The sequence below is a fragment of the Burkholderia stagnalis genome, from assembly GCF_902830275.1.
In the GTDB taxonomy this organism is placed as follows: Bacteria; Pseudomonadota; Gammaproteobacteria; order Burkholderiales; family Burkholderiaceae; genus Burkholderia; species Burkholderia stagnalis.
On sequence record NZ_CADESW010000013.1, the window covers coordinates 1 to 25,670 of the forward strand.

At 67.4% G+C, this 25,670-nt stretch carries 24 protein-coding genes, 1 pseudogene and 1 riboswitch; of the genes and pseudogenes, 10 read left to right on the plus strand and 15 right to left on the minus strand.

Annotated elements, in window-relative coordinates; genetic code table 11:
- Positions 1-409, minus strand: a 409-nt coding sequence (locus tag HWY45_RS37170; protein WP_279607721.1) for a hypothetical protein, incomplete at its 3' end; no start/stop codon positions are given.
- Between HWY45_RS37170 and HWY45_RS21685 the strand changes: the two genes are divergently transcribed.
- The 5 genes from HWY45_RS21685 to HWY45_RS21705 all read left to right on the plus strand — a co-directional run bounded on the left by HWY45_RS21685 (position 402) and on the right by HWY45_RS21705 (position 6,585).
- On the plus strand, positions 402-3,794 hold the full coding sequence (locus HWY45_RS21685) for a YadA-like family protein (protein WP_279607722.1): 3,393 nt from the start codon (positions 402-404) through the stop codon (positions 3,792-3,794). The two genes, HWY45_RS37170 and HWY45_RS21685, sit on opposite strands and share 8 nt — an antisense overlap.
- Before the next feature lie 90 nt (positions 3,795-3,884).
- Positions 3,885-4,577 (plus strand): OmpA family protein, encoded by a 693-nt coding sequence (locus HWY45_RS21690; RefSeq protein ID WP_059880725.1) that lies wholly within the window; start codon positions 3,885-3,887, stop codon positions 4,575-4,577.
- Positions 4,578-4,815: 238 nt separating this feature from the next.
- Positions 4,816-5,322, plus strand: coding sequence for a hypothetical protein (locus HWY45_RS21695; protein ID WP_063895628.1), 507 nt, complete (start codon positions 4,816-4,818; stop codon positions 5,320-5,322).
- Between the two features lie 71 nt (positions 5,323-5,393).
- Complete coding sequence (locus tag HWY45_RS21700) at positions 5,394-5,717, plus strand: H-NS histone family protein (protein WP_059566807.1); 324 nt, start codon at positions 5,394-5,396, stop codon at positions 5,715-5,717.
- Positions 5,677-6,585 carry an EAL domain-containing protein gene (locus HWY45_RS21705; protein WP_081069725.1) on the plus strand — a complete coding sequence of 303 codons (909 nt, stop codon included), beginning with the start codon at positions 5,677-5,679 and terminating at the stop codon, positions 6,583-6,585. Before HWY45_RS21700 ends, HWY45_RS21705 begins: the two co-directional genes overlap by 41 nt.
- A gap of 73 nt (positions 6,586-6,658) precedes the next feature.
- Here the strand turns inward: HWY45_RS21705 and HWY45_RS21710 are convergent, their stop codons facing one another.
- The 5 genes from HWY45_RS21710 to HWY45_RS21730 are packed head-to-tail and all read right to left on the minus strand — an operon-like array spanning position 6,659 to position 11,727.
- The gene (locus HWY45_RS21710) at positions 6,659-8,122 is read right to left on the minus strand and encodes an alginate export family protein (protein ID WP_230946886.1); all 1,464 of its coding nucleotides are present in this window, start codon (positions 8,120-8,122) and stop codon (positions 6,659-6,661) included.
- Positions 8,119-9,030 carry a VOC family protein gene (locus HWY45_RS21715; protein ID WP_196481544.1) on the minus strand — a complete coding sequence of 304 codons (912 nt, stop codon included), beginning with the start codon at positions 9,028-9,030 and terminating at the stop codon, positions 8,119-8,121. Before HWY45_RS21715 ends, HWY45_RS21710 begins: the two co-directional genes overlap by 4 nt.
- Before the next feature lie 56 nt (positions 9,031-9,086).
- Complete coding sequence (locus HWY45_RS21720; protein WP_230941879.1) at positions 9,087-9,554, minus strand: DoxX family protein; 468 nt, start codon at positions 9,552-9,554, stop codon at positions 9,087-9,089.
- Positions 9,554-11,443: an amidohydrolase gene (locus tag HWY45_RS21725; protein ID WP_059880671.1), complete on the minus strand. Its 1,890-nt coding sequence runs from the start codon at positions 11,441-11,443 to the stop codon at positions 9,554-9,556. Before HWY45_RS21725 ends, HWY45_RS21720 begins: the two co-directional genes overlap by 1 nt.
- Complete coding sequence (locus tag HWY45_RS21730) at positions 11,440-11,727, minus strand: XapX domain-containing protein (RefSeq protein WP_059806321.1); 288 nt, start codon at positions 11,725-11,727, stop codon at positions 11,440-11,442. The genes HWY45_RS21725 and HWY45_RS21730 overlap by 4 nt, the downstream gene beginning before the upstream one ends.
- A 294-nt stretch (positions 11,728-12,021) precedes the next feature.
- Between HWY45_RS21730 and HWY45_RS21735 the strand changes: the two genes are divergently transcribed.
- Positions 12,022-12,708, plus strand: a complete 687-nt coding sequence (locus HWY45_RS21735; protein WP_017335687.1) for a hydrolase — start codon at positions 12,022-12,024, stop codon at positions 12,706-12,708.
- Between the two features lie 122 nt (positions 12,709-12,830).
- Here HWY45_RS21735 and HWY45_RS21740 read toward each other — a convergent pair whose 3' ends face one another.
- Both HWY45_RS21740 and HWY45_RS21745 read right to left on the minus strand, forming a co-directional pair.
- Positions 12,831-13,523, minus strand: coding sequence for a YoaK family protein (locus HWY45_RS21740; RefSeq protein ID WP_059806317.1), 693 nt, complete (start codon positions 13,521-13,523; stop codon positions 12,831-12,833).
- Positions 13,524-13,708: 185 nt separating this feature from the next.
- Complete coding sequence (locus tag HWY45_RS21745) at positions 13,709-14,617, minus strand: AraC family transcriptional regulator (protein ID WP_059806312.1); 909 nt, start codon at positions 14,615-14,617, stop codon at positions 13,709-13,711.
- Positions 14,618-14,887: 270 nt separating this feature from the next.
- On the opposite strand from HWY45_RS21745, the pseudogene HWY45_RS21750 reads away from it, so the two are divergent.
- Positions 14,888-16,393 (plus strand): annotated as a pseudogene (locus HWY45_RS21750) (ATP-binding protein); the annotation flags it as partial.
- Positions 16,394-16,483: 90 nt separating this feature from the next.
- On the opposite strand, the gene HWY45_RS21755 reads toward HWY45_RS21750, so the two are convergent.
- Positions 16,484-17,467 carry an alpha/beta fold hydrolase gene (locus HWY45_RS21755; protein ID WP_059566815.1) on the minus strand — a complete coding sequence of 328 codons (984 nt, stop codon included), beginning with the start codon at positions 17,465-17,467 and terminating at the stop codon, positions 16,484-16,486.
- A gap of 391 nt (positions 17,468-17,858) precedes the next feature.
- Between HWY45_RS21755 and HWY45_RS21760 the strand changes: the two genes are divergently transcribed.
- A complete protein-coding gene (locus HWY45_RS21760) occupies positions 17,859-18,287 on the plus strand; it encodes a DUF3331 domain-containing protein (RefSeq protein WP_059880722.1) in 429 nt (142 codons plus the stop codon).
- Between the two features lie 35 nt (positions 18,288-18,322).
- On the opposite strand, the gene HWY45_RS21765 is transcribed toward HWY45_RS21760, so the two are convergent.
- Genes HWY45_RS21765 through HWY45_RS21775 form a run of 3 tightly spaced genes read right to left on the minus strand, consistent with a single transcriptional unit; the run spans position 18,323 to position 19,612 of the window.
- Positions 18,323-18,964, minus strand: coding sequence for an HD domain-containing protein (locus HWY45_RS21765; protein WP_059566817.1), 642 nt, complete (start codon positions 18,962-18,964; stop codon positions 18,323-18,325).
- Positions 18,965-18,975: 11 nt separating this feature from the next.
- Entirely contained in the window at positions 18,976-19,281 is a 306-nt protein-coding gene (locus HWY45_RS21770) for a hypothetical protein (protein ID WP_150998631.1), read from the minus strand.
- A 16-nt stretch (positions 19,282-19,297) separates the two neighbouring features.
- Positions 19,298-19,612, minus strand: coding sequence for a hypothetical protein (locus HWY45_RS21775; RefSeq protein ID WP_150998634.1), 315 nt, complete (start codon positions 19,610-19,612; stop codon positions 19,298-19,300).
- Here HWY45_RS21775 and HWY45_RS21780 point away from each other — a divergent pair.
- A complete protein-coding gene (locus HWY45_RS21780; RefSeq protein ID WP_059880665.1) occupies positions 19,589-22,222 on the plus strand; it encodes an ATP-binding protein in 2,634 nt (877 codons plus the stop codon). The two genes, HWY45_RS21775 and HWY45_RS21780, sit on opposite strands and share 24 nt — an antisense overlap.
- A gap of 12 nt (positions 22,223-22,234) precedes the next feature.
- Here HWY45_RS21780 and HWY45_RS21785 read toward each other — a convergent pair whose 3' ends face one another.
- The 3 genes from HWY45_RS21785 to pabB all read right to left on the minus strand — a co-directional run bounded on the left by HWY45_RS21785 (position 22,235) and on the right by pabB (position 25,262).
- Positions 22,235-23,143, minus strand: a complete 909-nt coding sequence (locus HWY45_RS21785; RefSeq protein ID WP_059806299.1) for a LysR family transcriptional regulator — start codon at positions 23,141-23,143, stop codon at positions 22,235-22,237.
- A 309-nt stretch (positions 23,144-23,452) separates the two neighbouring features.
- A complete protein-coding gene (locus HWY45_RS21790) occupies positions 23,453-24,007 on the minus strand; it encodes an amidohydrolase family protein (RefSeq protein WP_059891341.1) in 555 nt (184 codons plus the stop codon).
- Between the two features lie 112 nt (positions 24,008-24,119).
- Positions 24,120-25,262 carry an aminodeoxychorismate synthase component I gene (pabB, locus tag HWY45_RS21795; RefSeq protein ID WP_059880660.1) on the minus strand — a complete coding sequence of 381 codons (1,143 nt, stop codon included), beginning with the start codon at positions 25,260-25,262 and terminating at the stop codon, positions 24,120-24,122.
- A 51-nt stretch (positions 25,263-25,313) separates the two neighbouring features.
- Here pabB and HWY45_RS21800 point away from each other — a divergent pair, with 51 nt between their 5' ends.
- Complete coding sequence (locus HWY45_RS21800) at positions 25,314-25,454, plus strand: hypothetical protein (protein WP_155628773.1); 141 nt, start codon at positions 25,314-25,316, stop codon at positions 25,452-25,454.
- Positions 25,455-25,494: 40 nt separating this feature from the next.
- Positions 25,495-25,580: riboswitch (ZMP/ZTP riboswitch) on the minus strand.
- Between the last annotated feature and the right edge of the window lie 90 nt (positions 25,581-25,670).

Sequence of the window (25,670 nt, forward strand, 5' to 3'; positions counted from 1 at the left end):
CGCTGTCGACCTCGACGTCGACCGGCATCGGTTCGCTGTCGACGGGGTTGAGCACGACCAACAGCACGGTGACGTCGCTGTCGACGTCGGCTTCGACAGGAATTTCGTCGGCCAACAGTTCGATCGCGTCGCTGTCGACCTCGACGTCGACCGGCATCGGTTCGCTGTCGACGGGGTTGAGCACGACCAACAGCACGGTGACGTCGTTGTCGACATCAGCGTCGACGGGGATCAGCACGGCGCAAAGTGGCGTCGACTCGCTGTCCACGGGGCTGTCGACCACCAACAGCACGGCCACGTCACTGTCGACCTCCGCTTCGACCGGCATCTCGTCGGCCAATAGCGCGATCGCATCGCTGTCCACGTCGGCCTCGACCGGCATCGGCTCGCTGTCGACGGGCTTGAGCACCGCTGTCTCCACCACCAACAACCTCGGCAGCGGCACCGCTGCGGCGCTTGGCGGTGGTGCGACCTACAATCCGGCGACCGGCACGATTTCCGCGCCGTCGTACACCACGTACAACGCGAACGGCACGACGAGTACCGTCAACAATGTGGGCGCCGCGATCGACAGTATCAACAGCCAGGGCATCAAGTACTTCCACGCGAACTCGACTGCGCCGGACAGCAAGGCTCTCGGCACCGATTCGGTCGCCATCGGCCCGAACGCCGCTGCGAACAATGCCGGCGACGTCGCACTCGGCAGCGGCTCCGTCACGGCGGCGGCGAACCCGACGGCGAGCGCGACCATCGGCGGCACAAGCTACTCGTTCGCTGGTGCGACGCCGAGCAGCGTCGTCAGCGTCGGCGCAGCCGGCGCCGAGCGTCAGGTGACCAACGTTGCAGCGGGCCAGGTGACGGCGACGAGTACGGACGCGATCAACGGCTCGCAGCTGTTCGCAACGAACACGGCAATCAACAGTCTGTCGACATCCACGTCGACGGGGTTGAGCACGGCGACCAGCTCGATTGCATCGCTGTCCACGTCGGCTTCGACCGGCATCGGCTCGTTGTCGACGGGCCTGAGCACGACTGACAGCACGGTGGCTTCGCTGTCGACGTCCACGTCGACAGGGTTGAGCACGGCGACCAGCTCGATTGCATCGCTGTCCACGTCGGCATCGACCGGCATCGGCTCGTTGTCGACGGGCCTGAGCACGACTGACAGCACGGTGGCATCGCTGTCGACGTCCACGTCGACGGGTCTGAGCACGGCGACCAGCTCGATCGCGTCGCTCTCAACCTCGACCTCGACGGCGATCAACGCAGCAAAGACGCACTACTACAGCGTGAACGACAACGGCACGCAACAGGGCAACTACAACAACGACGGCGCGACCGGCATCAACGCACTGGCCGCGGGCACGAACGCGACTGCGGCGGGTGCGAGCAGCGTGGCGGTCGGCGACGGCGCGAACTCGGGCGCGAGCGGTTCGGTCGCGATCGGCAAGGGCGCGATGGCGACGAACGCGAACGACGTGGCATTGGGCTCGAGCTCGGTGACGACGGCGGCCAATCCGACGGTGTCGGGCACGGTCGGTGGCGTGACGTACAACTACGCGGGCACCAATCCGACGGGCGTCGTGAGCATCGGCGCGCCAGGCGTGGAGCGCCAGATCACGAACGTCGCAGCAGGCCAGGTGACGGCGACGAGCACGGACGCGATCAACGGCTCGCAGCTGTTCGCGACGAACACGGCGATCAACAGCCTGTCGACGTCCACGTCGACGGGTTTGAGCGCGGCCACCAGCTCGATCGCATCGCTGTCCACGTCGGCTTCGACCGGTATCAGCTCGTTGTCGACGGGCCTGAGCACAACCGACAGCACGGTCGCCTCGCTGTCGACGTTGACCTCGACCGGCATCGGCTCGCTGTCCACCGGCCTGAGCACGACCAATAGCAGCGTCGCCTCGCTGTCGACGTCGACCTCGACCGGCTTCAGCTCGCTTTCGACCGCGCTGAACGCATCGAAAACACACTACTACAGCGTGAACGACAACGGCACGCAGCAGGGCAACTACAACAACGACGGCGCGACCGGCATCAACGCACTGGCCGCAGGCACGAACGCAACGGCGGCAGGCGCAAGCAGCGTAGCGGTCGGCGACGGCGCGAATGCGAACTCGGGCGGCGCGGTCGCGATCGGTCAGAGCGCGATGGCGACGGGCGGCAAGGCGGTATCGATCGGGGTCGGCAACACGGCGTCGGGCGACGGCGCGGTTGCGATCGGCGATCCGAACGTGGCAACCGGCACGGGCGCAGTGGCGATGGGGGCGAACAACACGTCGAACGGCCAGGGCGCGGTCGCGCTGGGCAATGCCAACGTCGCGACGGGGACGGGCTCGGTCGCGCTCGGCAACACATCGACGGCAGCGGGCGCGGGTTCGATCGCACTGGGCTCGAGCGCCGTGGCCAACAACGCGAACGACGTGGCGCTGGGCTCGGGCTCGGTAACGGCGGCAGCGAACCCGACCGCCAGCGCGACGATCAATGGCACGACGTATGTGCTTGCCGGCGCAAGTCCGACGAGCGTCGTCAGCGTGGGCGCACCGGGCGCGGAGCGCCAAATTACCAACGTGGCGGCAGGCAGGGCCTCGGCGACGAGCACCGATGCAGTCAACGGGTCGCAGTTGTACGCGACCAATCAGGCGGTCGACAGCCTTGGCAATACCGTCAACAACATTGTCAACGGCGGCGGCATCAAGTACTTCCACGCGAATTCGACGCTGCCGGACAGCCAGGCGCTCGGCGCCGATTCGGTGGCGATCGGCCCGAATGCGGTGGCGAACAACGCGGGCGACGTTGCGCTGGGTTCGGGTTCGACGACGGCGGCGGCGAACCCGACGGCAAGTGCGACGATCGGCGGCGCGAGCTACACGTTCGCCGGTGCGACACCGGTCAGCGTCGTCAGCGTGGGCGCACCGGGCGCGGAACGCCAGATCACCAACGTGGCAGCCGGCCGGGTAACGGCGAGCAGCACGGACGCGGTCAACGGCTCGCAGCTGTACACGACGATCCAGGCGATCAACAGCCTGTCGACGTCGACGATGTCGAATATCGCGTCGCTTTCGACGAGCCAGGGAACCAGCACCACGCTGATCACGTCGCTGTCGACGAGCATCAGTCGCCTGTCCACTGCATCGACGGGTAGCACCGCCCATTACGTCAGCGTGAACGACGCCGGCTCGCAGCAAGGGAATTTCGACAACACGGGCGCAACCGGAACGAATGCGGTCGCAATCGGCGCAAACGCGATCGCATCGCAAGCCAACTCCGTGGCGCTGGGCAACGGCGCCAGCGCGAACAGCGATGGCGGGACCGTGATCGGTGCCAAGGCACTGGTGTCGGGCAGCAACGCCACGGCGATCGGCCAGGGCGCAGCGGCGATGGCGCCCGGTGCGGTGGCGCTGGGCGCGAACTCGATGGCGACCGAGGCAAACACGGTATCGGTCGGTGCGCCCGGCAGCGAGCGTCGGATCACGAATGTCGCGGCAGGCGTCAACCCGACGGACGCGGTGAACGTGTCGCAGCTGGGCGCCGTGCAGTCCAGCGTCAACGACGTGGCTCGCAAGGCGTATGCAGGCGTTGCGGCCGCCACCGCGCTGACGATGATTCCGGAGGTGGACGCGGGCAAGACGATTGCCGTCGGGATTGGCAGCGCGAGCTATCAAGGCTACAGCGCCGTTGCGATCGGGTTCACCGCGCGCCTCACGGACAACCTGAAGCTGAAAGGTGGAGTCGGCGGCGGCAGTGCGGGTTACACGTATGGTGTGGGTGTCGGCTACCAGTGGTAAGCGAGCGACGGGACGCATCGGGACGCCATGCGTGTCGCGGTGTGCTTCCCAGGCATGGGCGAACGTGAAACAACAAGAGTGAGGGACGTCATGTCTACTGGAAAATCCGTAATTCTGTTCGGTCTGGTGTTGCTCGCCGGATGCACGAGCGCATCGGGGCCGACCTATTCGAATTACACGCTTACGTTACCCAATGGTGAGGCGGCCTATCGCGTGACTTGCCATGGTCTCCTCGAAGGGCCGGGCGCTTGTCGGAAACAGGCGGACGAGATCTGCAAAGGGCAGCCGGTCAGGATGCTGTCCGCCGAATCTCGCCTGGGCGTCACGACCGACGGAAAGCCCGATGACCGGAGCATCACGTTCCAATGCGGCGCTGAGGCGCAGGCTTCGCCGGCCGAGCCTGCCGTTACGCCATCCACATCATCGTTGCCGAAAAACGTGTCACTGAGTGCCGATGCGAACTTCGATACGGCGAAGGACACGCTGAAGCCTGCCGCACGGGCGCGGCTGGATGACCTGATCAATCAGGTTCGCGGTGCGCGGATCGGCACGGTGACCGTCAACGGCTATACCGACTCGGTCGGATCCGACGCGTACAACCAGGATCTTTCCGAGCGTCGCGCACGCGCCGTCGCAACGTATCTCCAGGCGCACGGGCTCAAGGCGGAACGCTTCGTGAATCACGGATACGGCAAGGAAAATCCGGTCGATTCGAATGCGACCGAAGCCGGGCGCGGGAAGAATCGTCGGGTAGAAGTGCTGATGGATATCGGCAGGTCGTAGCAGGTTGCCGGAAAGGCATCGGTTTATCGCAGGGAGCGACTTGGTGGCCTCGCGTCAGGTTCCTTGATGAGCAGCTGTGCCGTGGTGGTTGGGGCGTCACGGGATGCCCCCTTTTTATCGAAGCAGTAGTCCAGCCATGTTCATTTCGAATTCGCGTGCACGACGCCCTTCGGCGAAATCATGGTATGCCGCATGCCTGAAGGTGGCATGCGGCATTGGTGCGCTGACGGGAGTTTCCATGCAGGTGGCCATCGCCCAATCCGGTTCGATGGTGCCGTCGACGACGCCAGATCTCCCCCAAACGGTACTCGCACAGGCGGCACGCGCCGTGGGTGCGCGACGCTGCCTGGCAGCGGTTTCTCAGATATCCGATCGCATGTTCGCGCAAACGAAGCATACGGATGTCGCGCTGGACTGGGATCGCGGCAATCCGGATGGAGAGCCGGTGTTCTCGCTATCCGGGCTCGAATACCCGGACGCGTCCGCGGTGTTGTCGCTGACAACGGCGCCATCGCCGGCGGGCGGCTGCACGATCATGGTCGAGCGGATTTCCAGCGCGCCGACGCCGTGCAAGGCGGTCGCGCGTTCGACCTTGGCCGGTTACAGCGGTACGCAGCTGGTCAAGGCCGTGACCGTCTACGTGAATCCGGCTCGGCCGCGCGAAACCGTGACGCTCGTCGACTCGCCACCGAGCTGCCTGATCATCCGCAGGCAGGTCGGATTCAACTGGGGCGTGGCGCGGTAGAGCGGGTGGTGCAGGTAAGACAGCGCCGGGCGGCGTGAGCCTCGGCAGACGCGTATCGACGAGAAACGGCCATGAATACGTATCGCGAATTATTGAATCAACTCGAAAAGCTGAAGATGGAAATCGAGGTCGCCCGTGAGCAGGAGGCGCGCCTGATCGCGGAACGCGTCGTCGAGCTGCTCGCGGAGAGCGGTGTCATTCGCGGCTCCCTCGCGCAGCAAGGTCGGAATCGGCGCGTTCGCGTGTCGGTCAAGCCGAAGTATTGGGATCCGAAAACGGGCGCCACGTGGTCCGGGAGAGGGCGCACGCCGCATTGGCTGGTGGGCAAGGATCCCGAGCAATTCCGGATCGATCATGTCGACGACGCGCTGCGCCGGAACGACGAATCGCAATGAATCGCGGCCACTGGCCCGATTGCAACGGCCGGGCGTTGGCGGACTTTGCAACAGCGGAGGCGGGATGCACAGCGACCCATGTCATGCCGACGGCGTGAGCACGCAGCAGCATACGGATGCCGGTCTTCACGACGATCTGCGCATCGCGCTGCTGCGTCATGAGTTTTTCGTCGTGTACCAGCCGGTTGTCGACGTCGCGTCGAACCGGGTGGTGTCGCACGAGGCGCTGATCCGCTGGCAGCACCCCGTGAGAGGGCTGGTGACGCCCGGGGCATTTATCGAAACGGCGGAGCGGACGGGGCTCGTTCTCCGCATCACGGAAGTCGTGCTGGAGCAGGTGTGTCGCACGCTCAAGATCGGGAGCGGACGCTTTCCCATATCCGTCAACCTTTCAGCGGTTTGCCTGACGGCAGGCGGGGTGCCCGATGCGATTCGCTCCGTCCTTCGGCGTTTCGATGTTCCGCCGGAGCGGCTGATTCTTGAAATGACGGAAACGGCCACGCTGGAGCACGCCGATCACGTGATGGCCCAGCTCGATGCGTTGCGTGCGATGAACGTCGGGATCGTCATGGACGACTTCGGCACGGGATATGCGTCGCTGGTCAACTTGTGGCGATATCCGCTCAGCGGAGTGAAGATCGATCGCTCGCTGCTGGAGGATATCCCGCATGACGCGCGACCTTGCCTGATCGTCGCGAGCATGATCGAGATGGCGCGCAAGCTCGGTCTGTCGGTCGTCGTCGAAGGCGTCGAGAACGATCGTCAACTGGACTGGATCCGGCAATTTCCGGATGTGCTGGCGCAGGGCTACTTGTTCGGCATGCCTTCGGCCGAGATCAGGTGCGAGGGACGCCATTCCGGAACGTGACGGGCCGGCAGCCCCGAATGGAAAGCGGCCGACCCGGCGCCGGCCGGCGAGTCCTTCCCGCGTGGCCGCGCGCTCACCACCCGAACTTCAGCTCGACGCCCAGGTACTCGCTGTTGTGGCCGCCCGCCGCGCGGATCGTATCGCCGACCGCATAGTAGACGCCTTCGACGGCCCCCGTCAGGTGGCTGTTGAACGTATAGTCGGCGCGCACCTGCGCATATGCCCCCGTCCAGCGCGTGCCGCGCCCGGCGGTGCCCGCGACCGGGGTGGCGGGCTGCGTGTAGACCGCGTCGTCCGTCGTCGCGCGCCACTGGAATGCGAGCGCGCCGAGCAGCGTGAGCTTCGGCAACGGCTTGACCGTGATCGACGGCTTCACGTGAATCAGGTTCGAATAGCCGGTGAAACCCGCGAGCGTGAAGTAGTAGCCGTTCGGAAACAGCGGATTGAACGTGCCGAGCGTGCCGTCGCCCGGATGCCGGTCGCCGGACGCCGCGTCGATCTGCAATCCGACGCGCGGCGACCATGCGGCCTTGGCGAACGTGTAGCCGACGCGCGAACCCGCCGCCCACGCGCGCACGCGCTCGGGGCCGACGCTGCCCGTCTGCCCCATTGCTTCGAGATCCCAATCGATGCCGCTGGCCGCGCCCGCGAAGCGCGCATCGAACACGTTGCGGCGTTCGTTGCCGCGTGCGCCGATGTAGCGTGCGTTGTCGCGCTCGTACAGCGAGTAGTACGCGGAGAGCTCGTTTTTCCCGAGCACCTGGCGTTCGATCCGGATCGTATGAAACCGCATGCCCGGGTTCGACGTATCGTCGAACGCCTTGACGTCGCGATACTGCACCGGCTGGCTGACGAAGCCGATCACGCGCCACGGGCCGCTCACCCAGTTCGCCCACACCGCATCGAACGATTGCCGCACGTTCGGGCCGTCGCGCGACGACACGAAGCGCTGCAGGTCGAACAGGAAATCCTGCCGCCCGACGCGGACCTTCAACGTGCCCGCATCGAACGGCTGCACGAACGACACGAACGCGAGCCGCAGGTCGAGCGGATTCTTGTCGACGGGCGTCACGGTGTTCTTGCCGAACGCGCGCGCATCCTCGAACTCGGTGTACAGCTCGACGTGCCGGTTCAGGTGCACGTCGACGTTGAAGCGAAAACGCTGGATCAGGTACGAATCGCCGGCCGTCTTCCCGACGCCGAAATTGCCCGCGTCGGACGATTCGAACCGCTCGCGCAGCACCGCGCCCAGCGACACGTAGCTGTACGGATCGGTGGCCGACAGCGGGATGTACTTCAGGCTGTCGAGCGGTTCGGTGCGCAAGGCCGGGTTCGCGAGCGCATACCAGCGTTCCTGCCAGCGGTTCGTCATGATCGCCGGGCGCTGCGCCGGCAGGTCGTCCGGCACGATCGGCGCGTCGGTTTCCTGCGCGGCGGCCGCCATCGGCCAGAGCGGCAGCAGCGCGAACAGCGATGCGCAGAACCGCACGGCGCGCGCGCGACGCGGTTCAGGCGCGCGGCTGGCGGTGCGCGTCACGGCTGCGCCGTCTGGTGGATCTCGGCGACGTAGCCGCCGGGGAATTGCACCATCGCGGCGTCGCGTCCATCGGCCGAATACGGCGGCACGAGCACGGTCACGCCCGCGGCCTTCGCCTTGTCGAGCGTCTCCGCCAGGTTCGCGACTTCGTAGCCGGTGGTGTCGCGGCCGTACGGATAGGGCAGGCGGCCGTCCGTCACGAGCACGACCATCTTGCCGAACGGCGATTCGATCCGCACCCGGCGATAGTGGTCGTCGGGCCGGCCGATCTCGACGCCGGGCGCCTGCGCGACGTCGGACACCACCTTGCCGTGCGAGAAGCGCGCGAAGCCGCGGATCAACGCGTTCGCGACGTCGCTGGGCACGTAGACGCGGTTCTCCGGCACGCGTTCGAACGGCGCGTAGTTGGGCTTCGTCGTGTGGACGTAGAGCTGCATGTTGACGCCGCCCGGCCACTGGATCACCGCGTCGCGGCCGATGGGATCCGGGAACGTCTCGACCAGCACGCTCGCGCCGGCTGCCCGCGCATCGCGGATCGCGCGGTCGATGTCGCTCACGAGGTAGCCGGTGCGTTCCGCGCCGAACGGATAGGGCACGGGCGTCTTGAAGCCGAACAGCGACACCGTGCCGACCGGCGTCTGCAGCAGTTGCGACGTGGTCGAGCTGGGCGTCGGCGTGACCGTCGCGACGACCTGCGGCGTGCTCTTGCCGCCGAAGGTCGCGAGGAAGCTCGCGACGAAGCGGTCGACGTCCTCGGGCGCGACGTACACGTGGGTCGTATCGAATTGCGGCGCGACGGCGACGGTCGGCGCGGGGCGGGCCGGCTGCGCGGCGTGCGCGACGCCCGCCGTGCCGATCGACACGGCGAGGCCGAGTGCGGCGGAAAGCACGAGCGTCTTGAGTTTCATCGAAGTTTGTTTCATTACCTGGTTCGACATGGTGTTGGCATGAGAGGATGAACCGGCTATCGGGAGCCGGTGTCGGGGGGAGTGGGCACGCTGCGCTCATGCAGGTCGTGCAGCGCAACCAGCGCGAATGCGCATGCGAGCCCGACGTGTTCGAGAAACGCGGCGGTGAGCCCGAAGCGGGCATCCGGCGGCGCGTGCCAGAACGCGTTCGCGACGCTCGCGGCGAACAGCGTGAAGCCCGCGAGCACGCCGGCGCCGAGCCAGCGCAGCACGCCGGTGAGTATCAGCAGCGGTGCGACCAGCTCGACCGCGATCACCAGCGCCGCGACCGGCGCGGCCGGCTCGACGCCGAAGTGCTGCATCTCGGCGATGGCCGCGCCGAAATCGCCGGCCTTGTGCAGGCCGCCCTGCAGGTAGGCGGAGCACAGGCCGAGCAGGCCCAGCCAGCGGACGAACCGGCTCTGCACCAGCGGCCGCAGCAGCGCGGCCGCGTGGGCGTCGATCCGGCGGACGATGCCGTTCATCAGACGGCCCAGCATGCGCAGCCGAGCGCACCCCAGAACGATTTCAGGTCGGAGGCCGGCACCTCGCTCGACCACGCGCGCGCATGCGCATGGCCGTGCACGCCGCACGCGCTCGCGCAGCCGCACATCTGCGCGGCCGCGCGGTGCAGCGGCTGGCCGTCGCCGCCTGCCGCGCCCCAGCCGGCATAGCCGCCGAATGCGCGCACGGGCGACCAGTCGGGCATCGCGGGCGGCGGCGGCGCGTCGCGGCCGGCGAACGGGCCTGCCGCATAGACGACCTTGCCGCCCACCACGGTCAGCAGCGACGTCGTGTCGGCGATGTCGGCCTCGGCGCATGCGAAGAAATCGCGGTCGGGCACGATCAGGTCGGCGAGCTGGCCGACTTCGATCCGGCCTTTCTTGCCTTCCTCGTTCGAGAACCACGTGACGTTCTCGGTCCACATCCGCAGCGCCGTTTCGCGGTCGAGGCAGTTCGCCTGCGGATACAGGCGCAGGCCGCCGACGGTGCGCCCGGTCACGAGCCACGACAGCGACACCCACGGGTTGTAGCTCGCGACGCGCGTCGCGTCGGTGCCCGCGGACACCTTCAGCCCCTTCGACAGCATCTTCGCGACGGGCGGGGTCGCCTCGCCGGCCTTCGCGCCGTAGCGCTCGACGAAATACTCGCCCTGGTACGCCATCCGGTGCTGCACGGCGACGCCGCCGCCGAGCGCCGCGATGCGATCCATCGAACGCTCGGAGATCGTCTCCGCGTGATCGAAGAACCAGTTGAGGCCCGCGAGCGGCGTCTCGCGATTCACCTTCTCGAACACGTCGAGCGCGCGGCTGATCGTCTCGTCGTAGGTCGCGTGCATGCGCCACGGCCAGCGGTTCTGCGCGAGGATCCGCACGACGTCCTCGAGATCGGATTCCATCTCCGGCGCCATGTCCGGGCGCGGCTGGCGGAAATCCTCGAAGTCCGCCGCGGAGAACACCAGCATCTCGCCCGCGCCGTTGTGGCGGAAATAGTCGTCGCCCTGCTTGTAGCGCGACGTCCTGGTCCAGTTCAGGAAATCGTCCTTCTCCTGCTGCGGCTTCTGCGTGAACAGGTTGTAGGCGAGGCGGATCGTCAGCTGCTTCGCATCGGCGAGCTGCTGGATGACTTGGTAGTCCTCCGGATAATTCTGGAAGCCGCCGCCCGCGTCGATCGCGCCCGTCACGCCGAGGCGGTTCAGCTCGCGCATGAAGTGGCGCGTCGAGTTCACCTGGTATTCGAGCGGCAGCTTCGGGCCCTTCGCGAGCGTCGAATACAGGATCGCGGCGTTCGGTTTCGCGAGCAGCAGGCCGCTCGGGTTGCCGTGCGCGTCCCGCACGATCTCGCCTCCCGGCGGCTCGGGCGTGTCCTTCGTGTAGCCCACCACGCGCAGCGCGGCGGCGTTGAGCATCGCGCGGTCGTACAGGTGCAGGATGAACACCGGCGTATCGGGCGCGACCGCGTTCAGTTCCTCGATCGTCGGCAGCCGCTTCTCGACGAACTGGTGCTCGGTGAAGCCGCCGACCACGCGCACCCATTGCGGCGCCGGCGTGATCGCCACCTGGTGCTTGAGCATGTCCATCGCGGTCGCGAGCGAGCGCACGCCGTCCCAGCGCAGCTCCATGTTGAAGTTCAGCCCGCCGCGGATGATGTGCAGGTGATTGTCGATCAGGCCCGGCAGCGCCGAGCGGCCGCCGAGATCGACGACTTCCGTGTGGCCGGCCGCGAGGGCCATCACTTCGCTGTCGTCGCCGACGGCCGAGAAGACGCCGTCGGTGATCGCGACCGCGCTCGCGGTCGGGCGCGACGGGTTCAGGGTCGTGAAGCGCCCGTTGCGCAGGATGATGTCGGGCGATTTCGGGCTGGACGTGGTCATGTACGGTTCTCCGTGGATTGGCTGGCGACCTGGGTGGCGGCATTCGCGTCGCGCCCCGGCAATGCGCCGAACATATGCTGATTGCACTTCGATTCGCGCCATGCCGTGTGGAACGCGGTGCCCGACAGCATCTGCTTGGCGACCGGCACGACCTGCTCGCCGGCGAGGATGCCGAGCAGGCCGACCAGCGCGACGAGCGGCGGCGCGGGCGAGCGGACGTGCAGCAGGCTGTAGATCACGCCGACCAGCAGGCCGGCGAGCAACGACAGGACATAGATCTTCATGGGTGGAACCTCGGGCGGTGCGTGGACGAATGAGGCGAAAGGCAGGAATGCGCGTGCGGCATGCTCCGCGACGATTGCATTGTAGGCAGGCGATGCGCGCTTGCGCCGTGCATCGCGGGTGAATTAAGGAGATTTAAGGATATTTCAGCCGGACGTTGCTAGCATGAAAAAGACGCCGAAAAGCTCGGCGGCGCCGATGCGGCGACACACGCTTGCCGTGCGTCCGACGCATCGGTTGTGCGGCGAAAGCCGGCCTGCCCGTAACGTTTTGATGATTGAGAGGATGGAGTCAACATGAGCAACCCGAAACTCGAAGTACTTACCCCGGACAACTGTCAGATGATTTTCATCGACCAGCAGCCGCAAATGGCATTCGGCGTGCAGTCGATCGACCGGCAAGTGCTGAAGAACAACGTGGTCGCGCTGGCGAAGGCGGCAAAAACCTTCGATATCCCGACGATCATCACGACCGTCGAGACCGAGAGCTTCTCGGGCTACACGTATCCGGAGCTGCTCGACGTGTTCCCGGATCACCCGCTGCTCGAGCGGACCTCGATGAACTCGTGGGACGACCAGAAGGTGCGCGACGCGCTCGCGAAGAACGGCCGCAAGAAAGTGGTCGTGTCGGGCCTGTGGACCGAAGTGTGCAACAACACGTTCGCACTGTGCGCGATGCTCGAAGGCGGTTACGAGATCTACATGGTGGCCGACGCGTCGGGCGGCACGACGAAGGAAGCGCACGACTTCGCGATGCAGCGCATGATCCAGGCCGGCGTCGTGCCGGTGACCTGGCAGCAGGTGATGCTCGAATGGCAGCGCGACTGGGCGCACCGCGGCACCTACGACGCCGTGATGGCGATCGCGAAGGAGCATTCGGGCGCGTACGGGATCGGCGTCGACTACGCGTACACGATGGTGCACAAGGCGAAGCAGCGTACCGCGAACGCCCACGAGATCATCCCGGCGGTGCACGCGAAGTAAGGACGGCGGGCCGGGCTCGCCTGGCTCGAACCGTGAACACGTGAAGAAGCTGCCGCGTCGGCGACGCGGCAGCTTTTTTTATCGACGCGCGACGCGAGGCGCGCGGCGGGAGACGGGGGCAATCAGCGCGGCGTGCTGTCGGGCGCGCTGCCCGGCGCAACGCTGCACGCGCGGCCGATCATCACGAGCAGCGGCGGCAGGAACAGGCACCACAGCCCCGCCGCCAGATAGAGGCCGGCCGCCGCGCCGCAACCGGCGGCGAACGCGGCGACGCTGACGGCCATCTTCCGCAGGCGCGCATCGTCGCCCGGCTTGCGCGGCGTGTGCGAACCGATGCGCTCGCCGAGCGAGATCATGATCTGCGTGACGGTGCCCGTCATCAGCGTGGTGGGCGGCGCGTCGGACAGATGCAGGCGGTGCAGCGCGTTCTGCACGGCCATCGCGACGACGAGCGTCATGCCGGTCGCGAGGGCGGGCAGCGCATCGCTGTCGGGAAACGGCCCGACGGATACCGCGAGCGCCGCGCCGCCCGTCAGCAGCGCGGCCTGCGCGAGCAGCATCACGCGCAGCGCGTCGGCGCCGCGTGCGTTCAGCCGGTTCGCGCAGACAGTGGCGAGCACGATCGCGACGCAGAACACGGGCAGCGCCGCGAGTTTCGCGATCGCGCCCGACGTGCCGGACACGAGCGTCGCGCCGAGCGTGACGAAGTTGCCGGTCACGTGTGCGGTAAAGAGCCCTTGCAGCGCGAGAAAGCCCGCGGTATCGACGAAGCCGCCGTTGAAGCTCAGCAGCACGGGCAGTCGGGTGTCGTTCATGGTGATTCCTGGTGATGCCTGGTGGTCGGCGGTTCGGTGGGTGCCGGGCTGGCACGCCGAGGATAGGCGACCCGTCGCGCCCCGTCACATGAAACGTTCTGAATGCGTCCCCGCCGCCGGAATCTTCATAACGATTAACTTGCATTGCGCCGTGCGATGGGCTATGCGCCGGCGCAAGCGTCGGTTCAGCGCCCCGCGCCGCGCCGCCACGCGCCGGGGGCATGGCCGACGACCTTCGCGAACACGCGGCTCAGGTGGCTCTGGTCCGCGAATTCGCACGCCGCGGCGATTTCAGCGAGCGTCATGGCGGTCGTTTCGATCAGCCGCCGCGCCTCGGCCACGCGCTGATCGAGCAGCCACTGGTGCGGCGTGCGGCCGGTGGTCCGCGAGAACGCGCGGATGAAATAACCGCGCGACAGGTTGCACGCCTGCGCGACATCCGCGAGCGACACGCCGGCGTTCGCCTTCTGCATCAGCAGTTCCTTCGCGCGCGCCAGGTGCGCGGGCGACAGCGTGCCCTTGCGCGCGAGGTCGCGCTGGGCCGCGCTGCCGTAGCGGCGCGCGAGGTGCGTGCCGATCGCGAGCCCCATCTGCTCGACGAACAGCGTATTGAGCGCGCCCGGCACGTCGAGGCTGTCGGCAACCGCATGCGCGAGATGGCCGAGGAGCGGGTCGCGCGCGTCGGCCGCGCAGGTCAGGCCGCCGATGGGCGCGCCGCCGTGTTCGTCGCCGAGCCGGTCGAGATACGCGCGTGACAGCTCCACGAGCACGAAATCGAAATTGCCGTAGAGGTCCGCGTGGAAATGCTCGGAAAAGTCCCGGATGTAGATCGAGTGATGGCGGAACGATCGTTCCGCGCTGCGCGCACCCCGATACAACGTGCGGCGATGCCCGTCGTTCAGCGAAACGCCGACCAGGAAGCCGCGGTCGCAGGCGGGCATCACGATGCGCTCGAATTGCTCGCTGGGCATGCACTTGCGATGCAGCGTGAGGCCGTCCGCGACATGTTCGACATCCCTCGACAGCAGGCCCGCCACGCATCCGAGCGTGTCCTTGGGCGGCGGTGCGGGGGGCGCGGCGAGTGAAGGCGACATGGCGCGGAATCCTTGAAGGGGAGCGAACAATCCGGCGGCCAGTTTATACGGGACGCGTGACAGCCCCAAGCATAATTGAACGAAAATCCGCGGCGTGCCCCCCACACAGTGGACTTTCGTTCAAGACAGGCGGCCCGCGGCTGCTTACAGTCGGGTTGCACACGTGGCAATGCCAGTCACGATCGTGCGCCAGGGGGCGCAGGGCGCCGATTCCCGGCCCGATGCCGCAGCGTTCGGCGGGCCATCGTCGAAAGGTCGCCGGAGGCAGCCATGATCCAGATCGGGACGTTGTCGGTGGATTTCGAACAGCGCGACATTCGCCGCCACGGCATGCCGCTGCGCATCGGCGCGCGCGCGTTCGACATTCTCGAGGTGCTGCATCGCGCGGCCGGTCGCGTCGTGTCGAAGGACGACATCATGGACGCCGTCTGGCCGGGCGTAATCGTCGAGGAGAACTGCCTCCAGGTGCACGTCGCCGCGTTGCGCAAGCTGCTCGGCGACCGCCGCGACCTGATCAAGACCGTGCCCGGCAGGGGCTACATGCTGGTGGCCGGCCCGCGCGCGGATGCACCGGCGGCTCGGCCGGAGCACGCGCCGCTGCGCGGCGACGGCCTGCCTTCCTCATTCGCGCCGCTGATCGGGCGGCAGGCCGAGATCGGCCAGATCGTCGACATGCTCGACCGGATGCCGGTCGTCACACTGGTCGGCGCCGGCGGCATCGGCAAGACGAGCCTCGCCGCGCACGTCGCCCGCGACCTGCGGCGCCGCGCGCGCGACACCGTGCATTGGGTGGAACTCGCGCGCGCCACGACGCGCGACGACGTGCTGCGCGCGCTCGCCGCCGCGCTCGACATGGCCGGCCACGATGACCCGGGCATCGACGGCATCGACGGCATCGCCGACGCGCTCGCCGCGTCGCGCTGCCTGGTGGTGCTCGACAACGCCGAGCACGTCGTCGACGTGGTTGCCGGTCTCGTCGACGCGCTCGCGGCGCGCATCGCGACGCTGCGGATGCTCGTGACCAGCCGCGAGCCGCTGCACGTCCCGGCCGAGCAGATGTTGCGCGTTGCGCCGCTCGCCGTGCCCGCCAGCGGCGCGCGAGCCGACGAGATCGCCGGCTGTTCCGCGGTCCAGCTGTTTCTCTGCCGCGTCCGCGCGGCGACGGCCGATTGCGCGCCCGACGAAGCCGGCATCCGGCTGGCCGGGGACATCTGCCGGCGTCTCGAGGGGCTGCCGCTGGCGATCGAACTGGCGGCCGCGCGCGTCGCGACGCTCGGCATCGAAGGCGTCGCCACGCGCCTCGACGACCGCCTGAACCTGCTGACGGGCGGCTTGCGAGCCGCGCTGCCGCGCCACCAGGCGCTGCGCGCGACGTTCGACTGGAGCCATGCGCTGCTGAGCCCCGCGGCGCGCGCGCTGTTTCGGCGCCTCGGATGCTTCTTCGGCCCGTTCACGTTCGACGCTGCGTGCGCGGTGGCGGCGGTATTCGGTACGCCGATCGAGGAGACCATCGGCGGGCTCGGCGAGCTGGTCGCGAAGTCGCTGTTGAGCGTCGAGTTCCGTACCGCCCGCGCGCAGTACCGGCTCAGCGAATCGACCCGCGCGTATGCACTGGAAAAGCTGCGCGCCGAGGGGGAATTCGAACGCGTCGCCGTATGCCATGCGCGCTACGCGCGCGAGCGGGCGGGCGAAAAGGCGTTGGCCGGGCCGGCATCGATGCCGGTATTGCAGCGGGAATTTCAACGGGAATGGCAGCCGGCGGGCACCGCGCCGCCGCCGCGCCGGCACGCGTGAGCGAATTCGGCGCGCGCCGGCAGGCGCTCGCGGCGCCCGAGGCGCCCGGGCGTCGCCGCGAGCGCCGGCGCGTTACGCCTTCAGGAACGCGAGCAGTTCGGCGTTGATCTTGTCGGCGTCGACGACGCACATCCCGTGCGAGCCGCCGGGGATCACCTTGAGCTGCGCCTTCTTCACGAGCTTCGCCGACAGGTGCGCGGAATGATCGATCGGCACGATCTGGTCGTCGTCGCCGTGCAGGATCAGCGTCGGCACGTCGATCTTCTTCAGGTCTTCCGTGTAGTCGACCTCGGAGAATTCCTTGACGCACAGATACTGGCCGAGAATGCCGCCCATCATCCCCTGCGCCCAGAATGCGTCGATGGTGCCCTGCGACACCTTTGCGTTCGGCCGGTTGAAGCCGAAGAACGGCACCGCGAGATCCTTGTAGAACTGCGAGCGGTTCTCGGCGACGTTCTTGCGGATGCCGTCGAACACGTCGATCGACAGGCCGCCCGGGTAGGCGGCCGTGTTCGCCATGATCGGCGGCACCGCGCCGATCAGCACCGCCTTCGCGACGCGCCTGGTGCCGTGGCGGCCGATGTAGTGCGCAACTTCGCCGCCGCCCGTCGAATGGCCGACCAGCGTGGCTTCGCGCAGGTCGAGCGCGTCGAGCAGCGCGGCGAGATCGTCGGCATAGGTGTTCATGTCGTTGCCGTGCGACGGCTGGCCCGAGCGGCCGTGGCCGCGGCGGTCGTGCGCGATCACGCGATAGCCGTGCTGCACCAGGAACAGCATCTGCGCGTCCCATGCATCGGCGCACAGCGGCCAGCCGTGCGAGAAGACCACCGGGCGGCCGGCGCCCCAGTCCTTGTAGTAGATCTGCGTGCCGTCTTTCGTCGTGATGGTGTTCATGGCATGGGCTCCGTGATGGGCAGAAGGGGCGGCGGCCTGTTTCGGCGCGCCGGCGGCAGTGGCCGCGGTGGGCAGCGCGGCGGCGGCGACGGCCGTCGCGCCGGCGAACAGCATCTCGCGACGCCGGGTCGATTCGACGGCGTCGGTTTGCGTGGAACGCATGGGGTCTCCTTGAGCGTGCGGCGGAACGACACCGCGTGAAACGATGATGAAGGTGATCGGTGCGTGGCAACCTCGCCCGACAACCGCAAGGCGCTCGCCGTCACGATGCGACGATGCGATCGCGACGGATACGAACACAGCGGGGAGGCTACACGTCAGCCCCCCGGCCTGTACTGAAGCGATCTGAAATTTCTTGAACGCGCGCACGGATTCGAGGGGTGATTCGGATTCCTGTCGGCGGTGTCGGAAGCGCGGCCAGAACGATTCAGATTCGCTAAAGGACTTTTCATCGCGCAGCGGTTATCGTCGCCCCGTGTCGGCCCACGCCGCGCTGCCGGTGCCGGACAGCGACGCGAACGGGGGGCTGCGCCACTTCCAAGGACACGCCGCCATGAACGAATTCAGCCGTTGGGCGCGGATGATCACGCTGCTCGACGCATCCCCCGAGACCGGACGCGCAATGCCGCCATCGCTGCGCGACGCGAGCGGCGCGGGCTACCGCCGCCGCAACGCCGCGCCGGTGCCGTCGAGCGGCAGCACGCGCCGTCGGGCCACGGTCGTCGCCGCCGAGCGGCAGACCGGCTCGGCGGTGCTGCTGTCGTGGAGCGACGCGACGCGCTTTCGCTACGACGAACAGCGCTGGATCAGCGCGAAGTCCCGCAAGCGCAGCTGCTGCGCGCTGAGCGGGCGGTCGATCCGGATCGGCGACGCGGTCTACAAGCCGCAGTGCCGGGGCGAGAAACTCCCGGCCAACTGCGCGGACATGATCCTCGCGACGGAAATCGACAGCCTCATCCTCCGCTTCAACCGTCAGCGGTGACGCTCGCCGGGCTTCGTTCACGCGCGCCCGCGGCACTAGTCCTGCCAGTTCGAGCCGAGCACCCGGCCGCAGAAGTTCATGCGGCGGTAGTTCGGGTCGTACCGCTCCTGCACGTCGTCGCCGATGCTGCCGAAGGTCGTCGCCGTGCGCTGCGCGAGGCCTTCGGCGAGCGCTTCGAGGAACAGCTCCTTGAAGCCCGCGCCGCGCGGCCACGCGCACAGCACGGCATCGCGCTCGGCGCGCGTGACTTCGTCGAAGTGCGCGCCGAACAACTCGGTTTCGACGCCCGTGCCGAGCAGCGCCGTGAGCGGCGCCATGTGCGAATGGAGGCCGAATGCGGTATGCAGCGCGATTGCCTGCCACGCGTCGGCCGAGTCCGTCGGCGGCACGCCGTGTTCGGCGAGGAACGTGCGCGCGGCATTCGCACTGTCGATCTCGAAGCGCTGGCATGAATGCCGGTAACGCTCCGTCAGGCCGACGAGATGAAACAGCGCGGCGACGTACAGCAGGTCGGAATCGAACGCCAGCGTGCGGCGCCGGCCGATGAGCGACGCGAACAGGAACACCCGCATCGCGTGCCGGTACAGGATCTCCGGCTCCTGCGCGGCCACCGTCGCGGCCGCCGCGCATGCGAGTGCGCTGTCGGGAATCGGGATGCCGGCGACGCTTCGTCCCATCGTCGTCGTCCTCAGCGGGCGAACCGGGCGGCCATCGCGCGCGCGCGGCGGTCGTGCCGCGCGGCAATGCCGCTGTCGAAGGCGATCGTGTCGGCGGTTGGTGCGTCGTTCATTTGGGTGGGGAGGTCCGGTGTCGGTGAAAGGAACGCCGCCGGCGCGCACCGGCGCGAGCGGGCCGTTGTGCCGTCGCTGTGCTGCAGTGTGCGCGGCCGTCCACCGAAAGTCCTGCGCAAAACCTGAATCGTTCTGAAGCGGAAGCGAAGCACCGCACGGCAGCGGCGCCGAATTGCCGGTTCACGGCTGGAATATGAATGCATGGGTAAATTCGAATATTCATTCGTATAAAGCATGCGCGGCTGTCGCACCATTCGGCCGATTAAAATGATCTTCGGAATGAAATACCGGGAAGCGCGCCGGACGCTGAAATATTGCCCGAAAACCCGGCAGACCCGCGTCAACGCAGGGCATGTCCGGATTGCCGCACTGCGTCATTTCAATAAATTTGATCAGTGGGTTCTGAATATTTAAAGCATGGAAACGTGCATAAGACGTAGCATCGATAGCCTGACCGGCGGCATGCCGCGCCTGCCGCCGTTGACTCATTTCAGGAAAGACCGAATCGCCATGATCCACATTGGAGCACTTCAAGTCTTTCTCGATAGACGTGAAATCCGCGCGAACGGCGAGCCGTTGCGGATCGGCAGCCGAGCCTTCGACATTCTCGAGCTGCTGATCCACGCGAATGGCGCGCTGGTATCGAAGGACGACATCATGCAGCGCGTGTGGCCGCGCACGGTGGTCGAGGAAAACAACCTGCAGGTGCATATCGCCGCGCTGCGCAAGGCGCTTGCCGACGATCGCGACCTGATCGTGACCGTCCCGGGCCGCGGCTATCGGCTCGCGCTCCGCCGCGACGACGATGCGCCGCGCGGGCCGGACGAACCACCGCCGCCGCCGCCGCCGCGCGACGCGCTGCCGCGGTGCGCCGTCGCGTCGTCCGCGCTCATTGGCCGGGAGCAGACGATCGCGGAAGTGATCGCCGCGCTCGATGCCGCGAGCGTCGTGACGCTGGTCGGCGCGGGCGGCATCGGCAAGACCCGCGTCGCGGTGGAGGTGGCGACGCAGGTCGCCGCCCGCTTCGCCGACGGCGTCGCATTCGTGCCGCTGGCGGCCGTGTCGGACCCGCGTTTCGTGCCCGATGCGCTCGCCGCCGCGCTCGGCATCGACGAGCCGACGGGGCCGGCCACGCTCGACGCCCTCGTCGCCCACCTCGCCGATCGCCGGATGCTGCTCGTGCTCGACAACTGCGAGCACGTGATCGATGCGGTCGCGCAGCTCGCCGGCGCGCTCGCGGACGCCCACCTGGACCTGCGCATCCTCGCGACGAGCCGCGAGGCGCTGCGCATTCGCGGCGAATGGTTGCGCCCGGTGCCGCCGCTGAACGTGCCCGGCGAAGCCGACGGTTGCGACGCGATCCTGGCGACGAGCGCGGTGCAGTTGTTCATCGCCCGCGCGCGTGCCGCCGACCAGGGCTTTCCGCTCGATACGCGCGGCGTGCTGCTGATTTCGGCGATCTGCCGGCGCCTCGACGGCCTGCCGCTCGCGATCGAGCTGGCGGCGGCCCGTGCGGCGCTGTTGGGCGTCGACGTGCTGGCGACGCATCTCGACGACCACTTCCGGCTGCTGACGGGCGGCTTCCGGACCGCGCTGCCGCGCCACCAGACGCTGCAGGCGATGTACGACTGGAGCTACCGGCTGCTCGACGAGCACGAGCGCATGCTGCTGCGCTGGCTTGGCGTGTTCCGCGACAGCTTCTCGCTCGAGGCGGTCGAGCACGTCGTCGAAGGCGGTGTGCTGTCGGGCACGGCGATCCTCGATGCGGTGGCCGGCCTGGTCGCGAAATCGCTGCTGATCCGCGAGGACGCGCGCGGCGCGCCGCGTTACCGGCTGCTCGCGACGACGCGTGCCTATGCGCTCCGGCAACTCGAGAACAACGGCGAATGCAAGGCCGCGGCGCTCGCGCATGCGCGTTTCTTCCACACGCTGTTCATGCAGGCGCCGGCGGGCCGATTCGACGCGCGGGCGGCCACCTGGCTCGAGGCTGTCCGGCACGAGCTCGGCAACCTGCGCGCCGCGCTCGACTGGGCCTTCTCGCCGAGCGGCGACAAGACGGTCGGCATCGCGCTGGCGGCGGTCGCGGTGCCGTGCCTGTTCGACCTGTCGCTCGTCGACGAATGCTGCGAGCGGGCGCGCGTCGCGCTGGCCGCGGCGCGCGATCCGGACGTCGGGCCGGTGTCCGACGACACGCGGATGCGCCTGCTCGCCGCGTTTGCGGTCGCGCTGGCCTATACGGCGAACGCGACGCAGGCCGTGCACGCGGCCTGGTCGGAGGTACATGGGCTTGCCGTCGCGGCGGGGAACGCCGAATACGAGCTGCGCGCGCTGTGGGGCCGATGGAGCGCGAGCCAGCAGGCCGGCGATGCGCGCGACGCATTGCGGTGGGCGCGCCGTCTGCGCACCCGGGCGCACGGAAGCGAACGTGGGTCGGCGAAGGTGCTCGCGTTACATGCCGAGGCAAGCGCGCTTCACTATGCGGGCGAGCAGGAAGCCGCGCACCGCAGGCTCGAGCAGATGCTGAGCGTGTGCGCGTACGGCGAACGGCGCTGGCACGAGGCCGGCCTGCACCCCGAGCACGGGATCGTCGCGCAGGCGATGTTCGCCCGCGTGCAGTGGGCGCTCGGCGCGCCGGACGACGCGCTGCGCAGCGCGACGCAGGCGTTCGACCTCGCAAGGGATTACGCGCCCGACACCGTGATCGGCAACGTGCTGGCCGAGGGGCTGATCCCGGTCGCGCTGCTCGCCGGCGCGTTCGACGTGGCCGAGCGGGGCATTGCCGCGCTGCGCGCGTGCGCGAGCCGCGCGGGCTTTCGCGTATGGCTGGCCTGCTGCGATTGCTACGACGAATGCGTGAAGGCCGCGACCGGCGCGGGTGCGTCGCGGGCGGCGCCGTTCCGTGCCGCGCTCGACGCGTTGTCGGAAACGGGCTATGGCGCGCCGCGGACGTTCCTGCTTGCGCAATACGCGCGCTGCATCGCCGCCGACGGTCGCGCGGAGGAAGCGAAGGCCGTGCTCGACGCCGCGTTGCAGCGCTGCGAAGAAACGGGCGAACGCTGGCTCGTCGCGGAACTCATGCGGCTCGGCGGCACGCTTGCCGGCATCGAGCGGCCGGCCGCCGCCGCGCACGGTGTGGCGACCTGACGGCCGTTTCGATCAGAGGCTTTGGGTGAACCGCTCGATCAGGTCCGGGCGGTCGAACTGCTCGATCCACCAGCCCAGCGCGCGGCCGACCTCGTCGTCGCGCCACGCGAGGAAGCATTGCGTGACGTCCCGCATCCCGGTGACCGTGCGGGCGACGAGCTTGCCGTCGGCGATCTCGCGATCGGCGATGCACGCCGGCAGCGCGCCGACGCCGAGGCCTTCGCATTGCGCGGCGACCTTGGCGGCGAGGCTCGACACGGCGAGCACCTGCTGGCCGGGCTCGACGTCGATCGACCACGGCGCCAGCTCGCGCGACGTATCGCTGATGACGATGCGCCGATGGCGCGCGACGTCGGCCATCGTCAGCGGTTCCGGCTCGGCCGCGAGCGGGTGGTGCGGCGCGATCGCGAAGATGTGGCGCATCTCGCCGATCGGGCGCGTGACGATGTTCGCGAGCGCCGGCGGCTCGCCGGGCGCGCCGACGATCAGGTCGGCGCGGCGGGTGATCAGCGCGTCCCAGGAACCGCCGAGCACTTCGGTCGACAGGCGCAGGCGCGTGTCCATCTGCAGCTTGTCGAACGCATGGACGTACGGCCACAGCGCCGCGAACGGCATGATCTCGTCGATGCAGATGCGCAGTTCCGCTTCCCATCCCGACTGGATCCGCTGCGCTCGCATTTCGAGCTGGCCCGCGGCGAACAGCAGCCGCCGGCCTTCGTCGACGACCACGCGGCCTGCCTGCGTGAGCTTTGCCCGGCGGCCGCTGCGATCGAACAGCACCACGCCGAGATCGCTTTCGAGCTTCTGGACGAGATAGGTCAGCGCCGACGGGACGCGGTGCAGCAACTCGGCCGCTTCGGCGAACGTGCCGGTGCGGTCGATCGCGTCCAGTGCTTCGAGCGCTTCGAAGGAAAGCTTCATCTGGGAATTTCCGTGGAGAAAACGATGCACGCCCGAGCAGCCGGGCGTCAGGGATGCATGCTAACGCCCGATTGGGGCGGCGTACATACCGTCTGGAAAAATTCAGATGTGCCATGGGTGGCGTATGCGTGGCGCGGGCGGGCGTCAGGCCCGCCTCACGGGCGTGGTGGCGAACGGCGGAATTCCCGGTAGAAGTCCGGTTTGCCCGGAACGATTTCGCATGAACCATTCTCCGGCGGGGGGCGCTGATCACCGGTATCCAGGCGAGTGACCCGCGAACCGGACCGCGCGGCGACGAAGCGTGATGGCCTAGCTGTTTTCCGTCGGCGAAGCCGCGTAAACCCTGCGCCCGCTGACCCATGTCTCCAGCACATGAATATTGCGCAGTTGATAAGGATTGCTCGGTTTACCCTGAAGCGGATTTTGGTCCAGAATCACGAGGTCAGCCTGCTTGCCTTCCTTCAGTGAGCCGATCTGCTCGTCCAGATGGCATTGCCACGCAGCGTCGATGGTCACCGCGCGTAGCGCTTCGGGCACGGTCAGGCATTCCGCCTCGTTCAACACACCGAGCTCCGGATCGGCTTCCATCACCCGTCCTATTGCCTGGTCCATATAGCGCAGCGGCCCCAGCGGAGAGACGAAGCGGTCGCTGTGCAGGCTGATGCGAAGACCCTCGCGCAGCGCCGACTTGCATCGGTCGAGCTTCTGAGCACGTTCTTCGCCCAGGATGATGCTCCGGAAAGCGCGCCCCCAGTAGCCGACATGGCCGATCAGGAAACTGGGAGAGACGTTCAGCCGCTTCATGGCTCGGAGATCGTCGTCGTCAAGGAGCGACGCATGCTCGATCCGATGGCGCAGGTCCACGGGCTTCTTGCATGAGCTTCGCTCACGATGGTGCCCAAACCCCCCCGGTCTGGCGACCGGCATCATCGGGCGCTGAATGCGCATGGTCGATTGCCGAAGCGTGCCGGGCGTTTCACGCCCACCCTTCGTCGCAGACGTTGCCGAGTACCCGGGATTTCCATTGGCATTCGCTCCATTCGAGATCCGCTTCGGAGTCGAGTACCACGCCGCCGCCGCCCCCATACACGCCGGCGCCGCCTTTTTCCAGCACGAGTGTCCGGATGGCGACGTTCAGCGAGAAGTCCCCATTGGGTGCCATCCACCCGATGCTCCCGCAGTAGAGGCCTCTGTCTTCGCGCTCGAGCTGCCGGATGTAGCGCATCGCTGCGATTTTCGGTGCTCCGATGACCGAGCCGCACGGGAAGAGCGCGCGGAGTATCTCGAAGAAGGATGCCTGTCCGATATCGGCCTTGATCGTGGAGGTCAGGGTCCAAATCGACGGATAGCACTCGAGATCGAACAGCTTCTCCACTTTGACGGAGCCGGTGCGGGCGATCTTTCCCATGTCGTTACGCAACAGGTCGACGATCATGGCATTCTCGGCCCGGTCTTTCGTGCTGGCCTGCAGAGTGCGAGCGGATATCAGGTCTTGTTCCGGATTCCGGTGCCGAGGAGACGTGCCTTTCATCGGGCGGCTCGTCAGGATGCTTCCCGATCTGGACAGGAACAGCTCCGGCGAAAATGACAGCACCTGCGATTCACCGTCGTCGATAAATGCCGCATGCGCTACCGGGTGGCGATTTATGATTTCCCTGTACAGAAGTTCGGGGCTGCCCTCTATTTCTACGTCGATCGGAAAAGTGAGATTGATCTGATAGACGTCGCCGTTCTCCAGCCAATGCTTGATGTCGGATATCTTCTTTCGGTATTCTCCGAGGCCGATTCTTGGGGCAGCGTTGACGATGCGGCCGGATTGCGGACGAGACGGGGATTCCCATGCCGGTTCGTGCGCGGCACGTTCGAAGACGAGTGCGGTCATGCGGGGCACATCGCCCTTCGTCGAGCGAGTGCCTTCGTCCATGAGCGCCGGCTCGAGCCATGCGCCGAGGGAATAGCCGAGTTGAAGGGCGACCCAACGCCCTTCTTTTCGGGCGTTTTCGATTTCAGCCATTGCCGACGGCAACTCAGCGGCCGTCCTTACTTCAATTTTTCTGATAAGTCCATATAGCGCGAGCGCTTCTTTCTGGATTGCATTCTCGAATCGGCAGACTGTCATCGGGCACTCCGTGCAACGCGTGCATCGTCCTTTGAGCGACGTGTCGCGGAAGTGACGATCGATCTGCTCGATTCAAATCGAGACGTGACGGGAGTGAAGGGGGAGGTCTCGGGCATCCAAGGCTGGCTGGCACGCCGCAGGGCCGGGCAAACCTTCGGCCAACGCGTCAGCAAGGGATGGGGCGATGCGTGAAGGGGGGCAGGCATATCCTGGGCGTCAGTTATTTGAAATGGAAATGAGCCCAGGCGCGCGGCAAGTCGGACAATGTCGCGCTTCCCGATAGTGTTCTATCTCGTGGCGCCAGTCACGCGACGAGCGGATTCTCTCATATTTGTTCCGGGCTTTGCGGTTCGCCCGGCGCGGATCGCCGACATCGTCGGCGAGATTGCCGCCGCGTCTGACGAACAG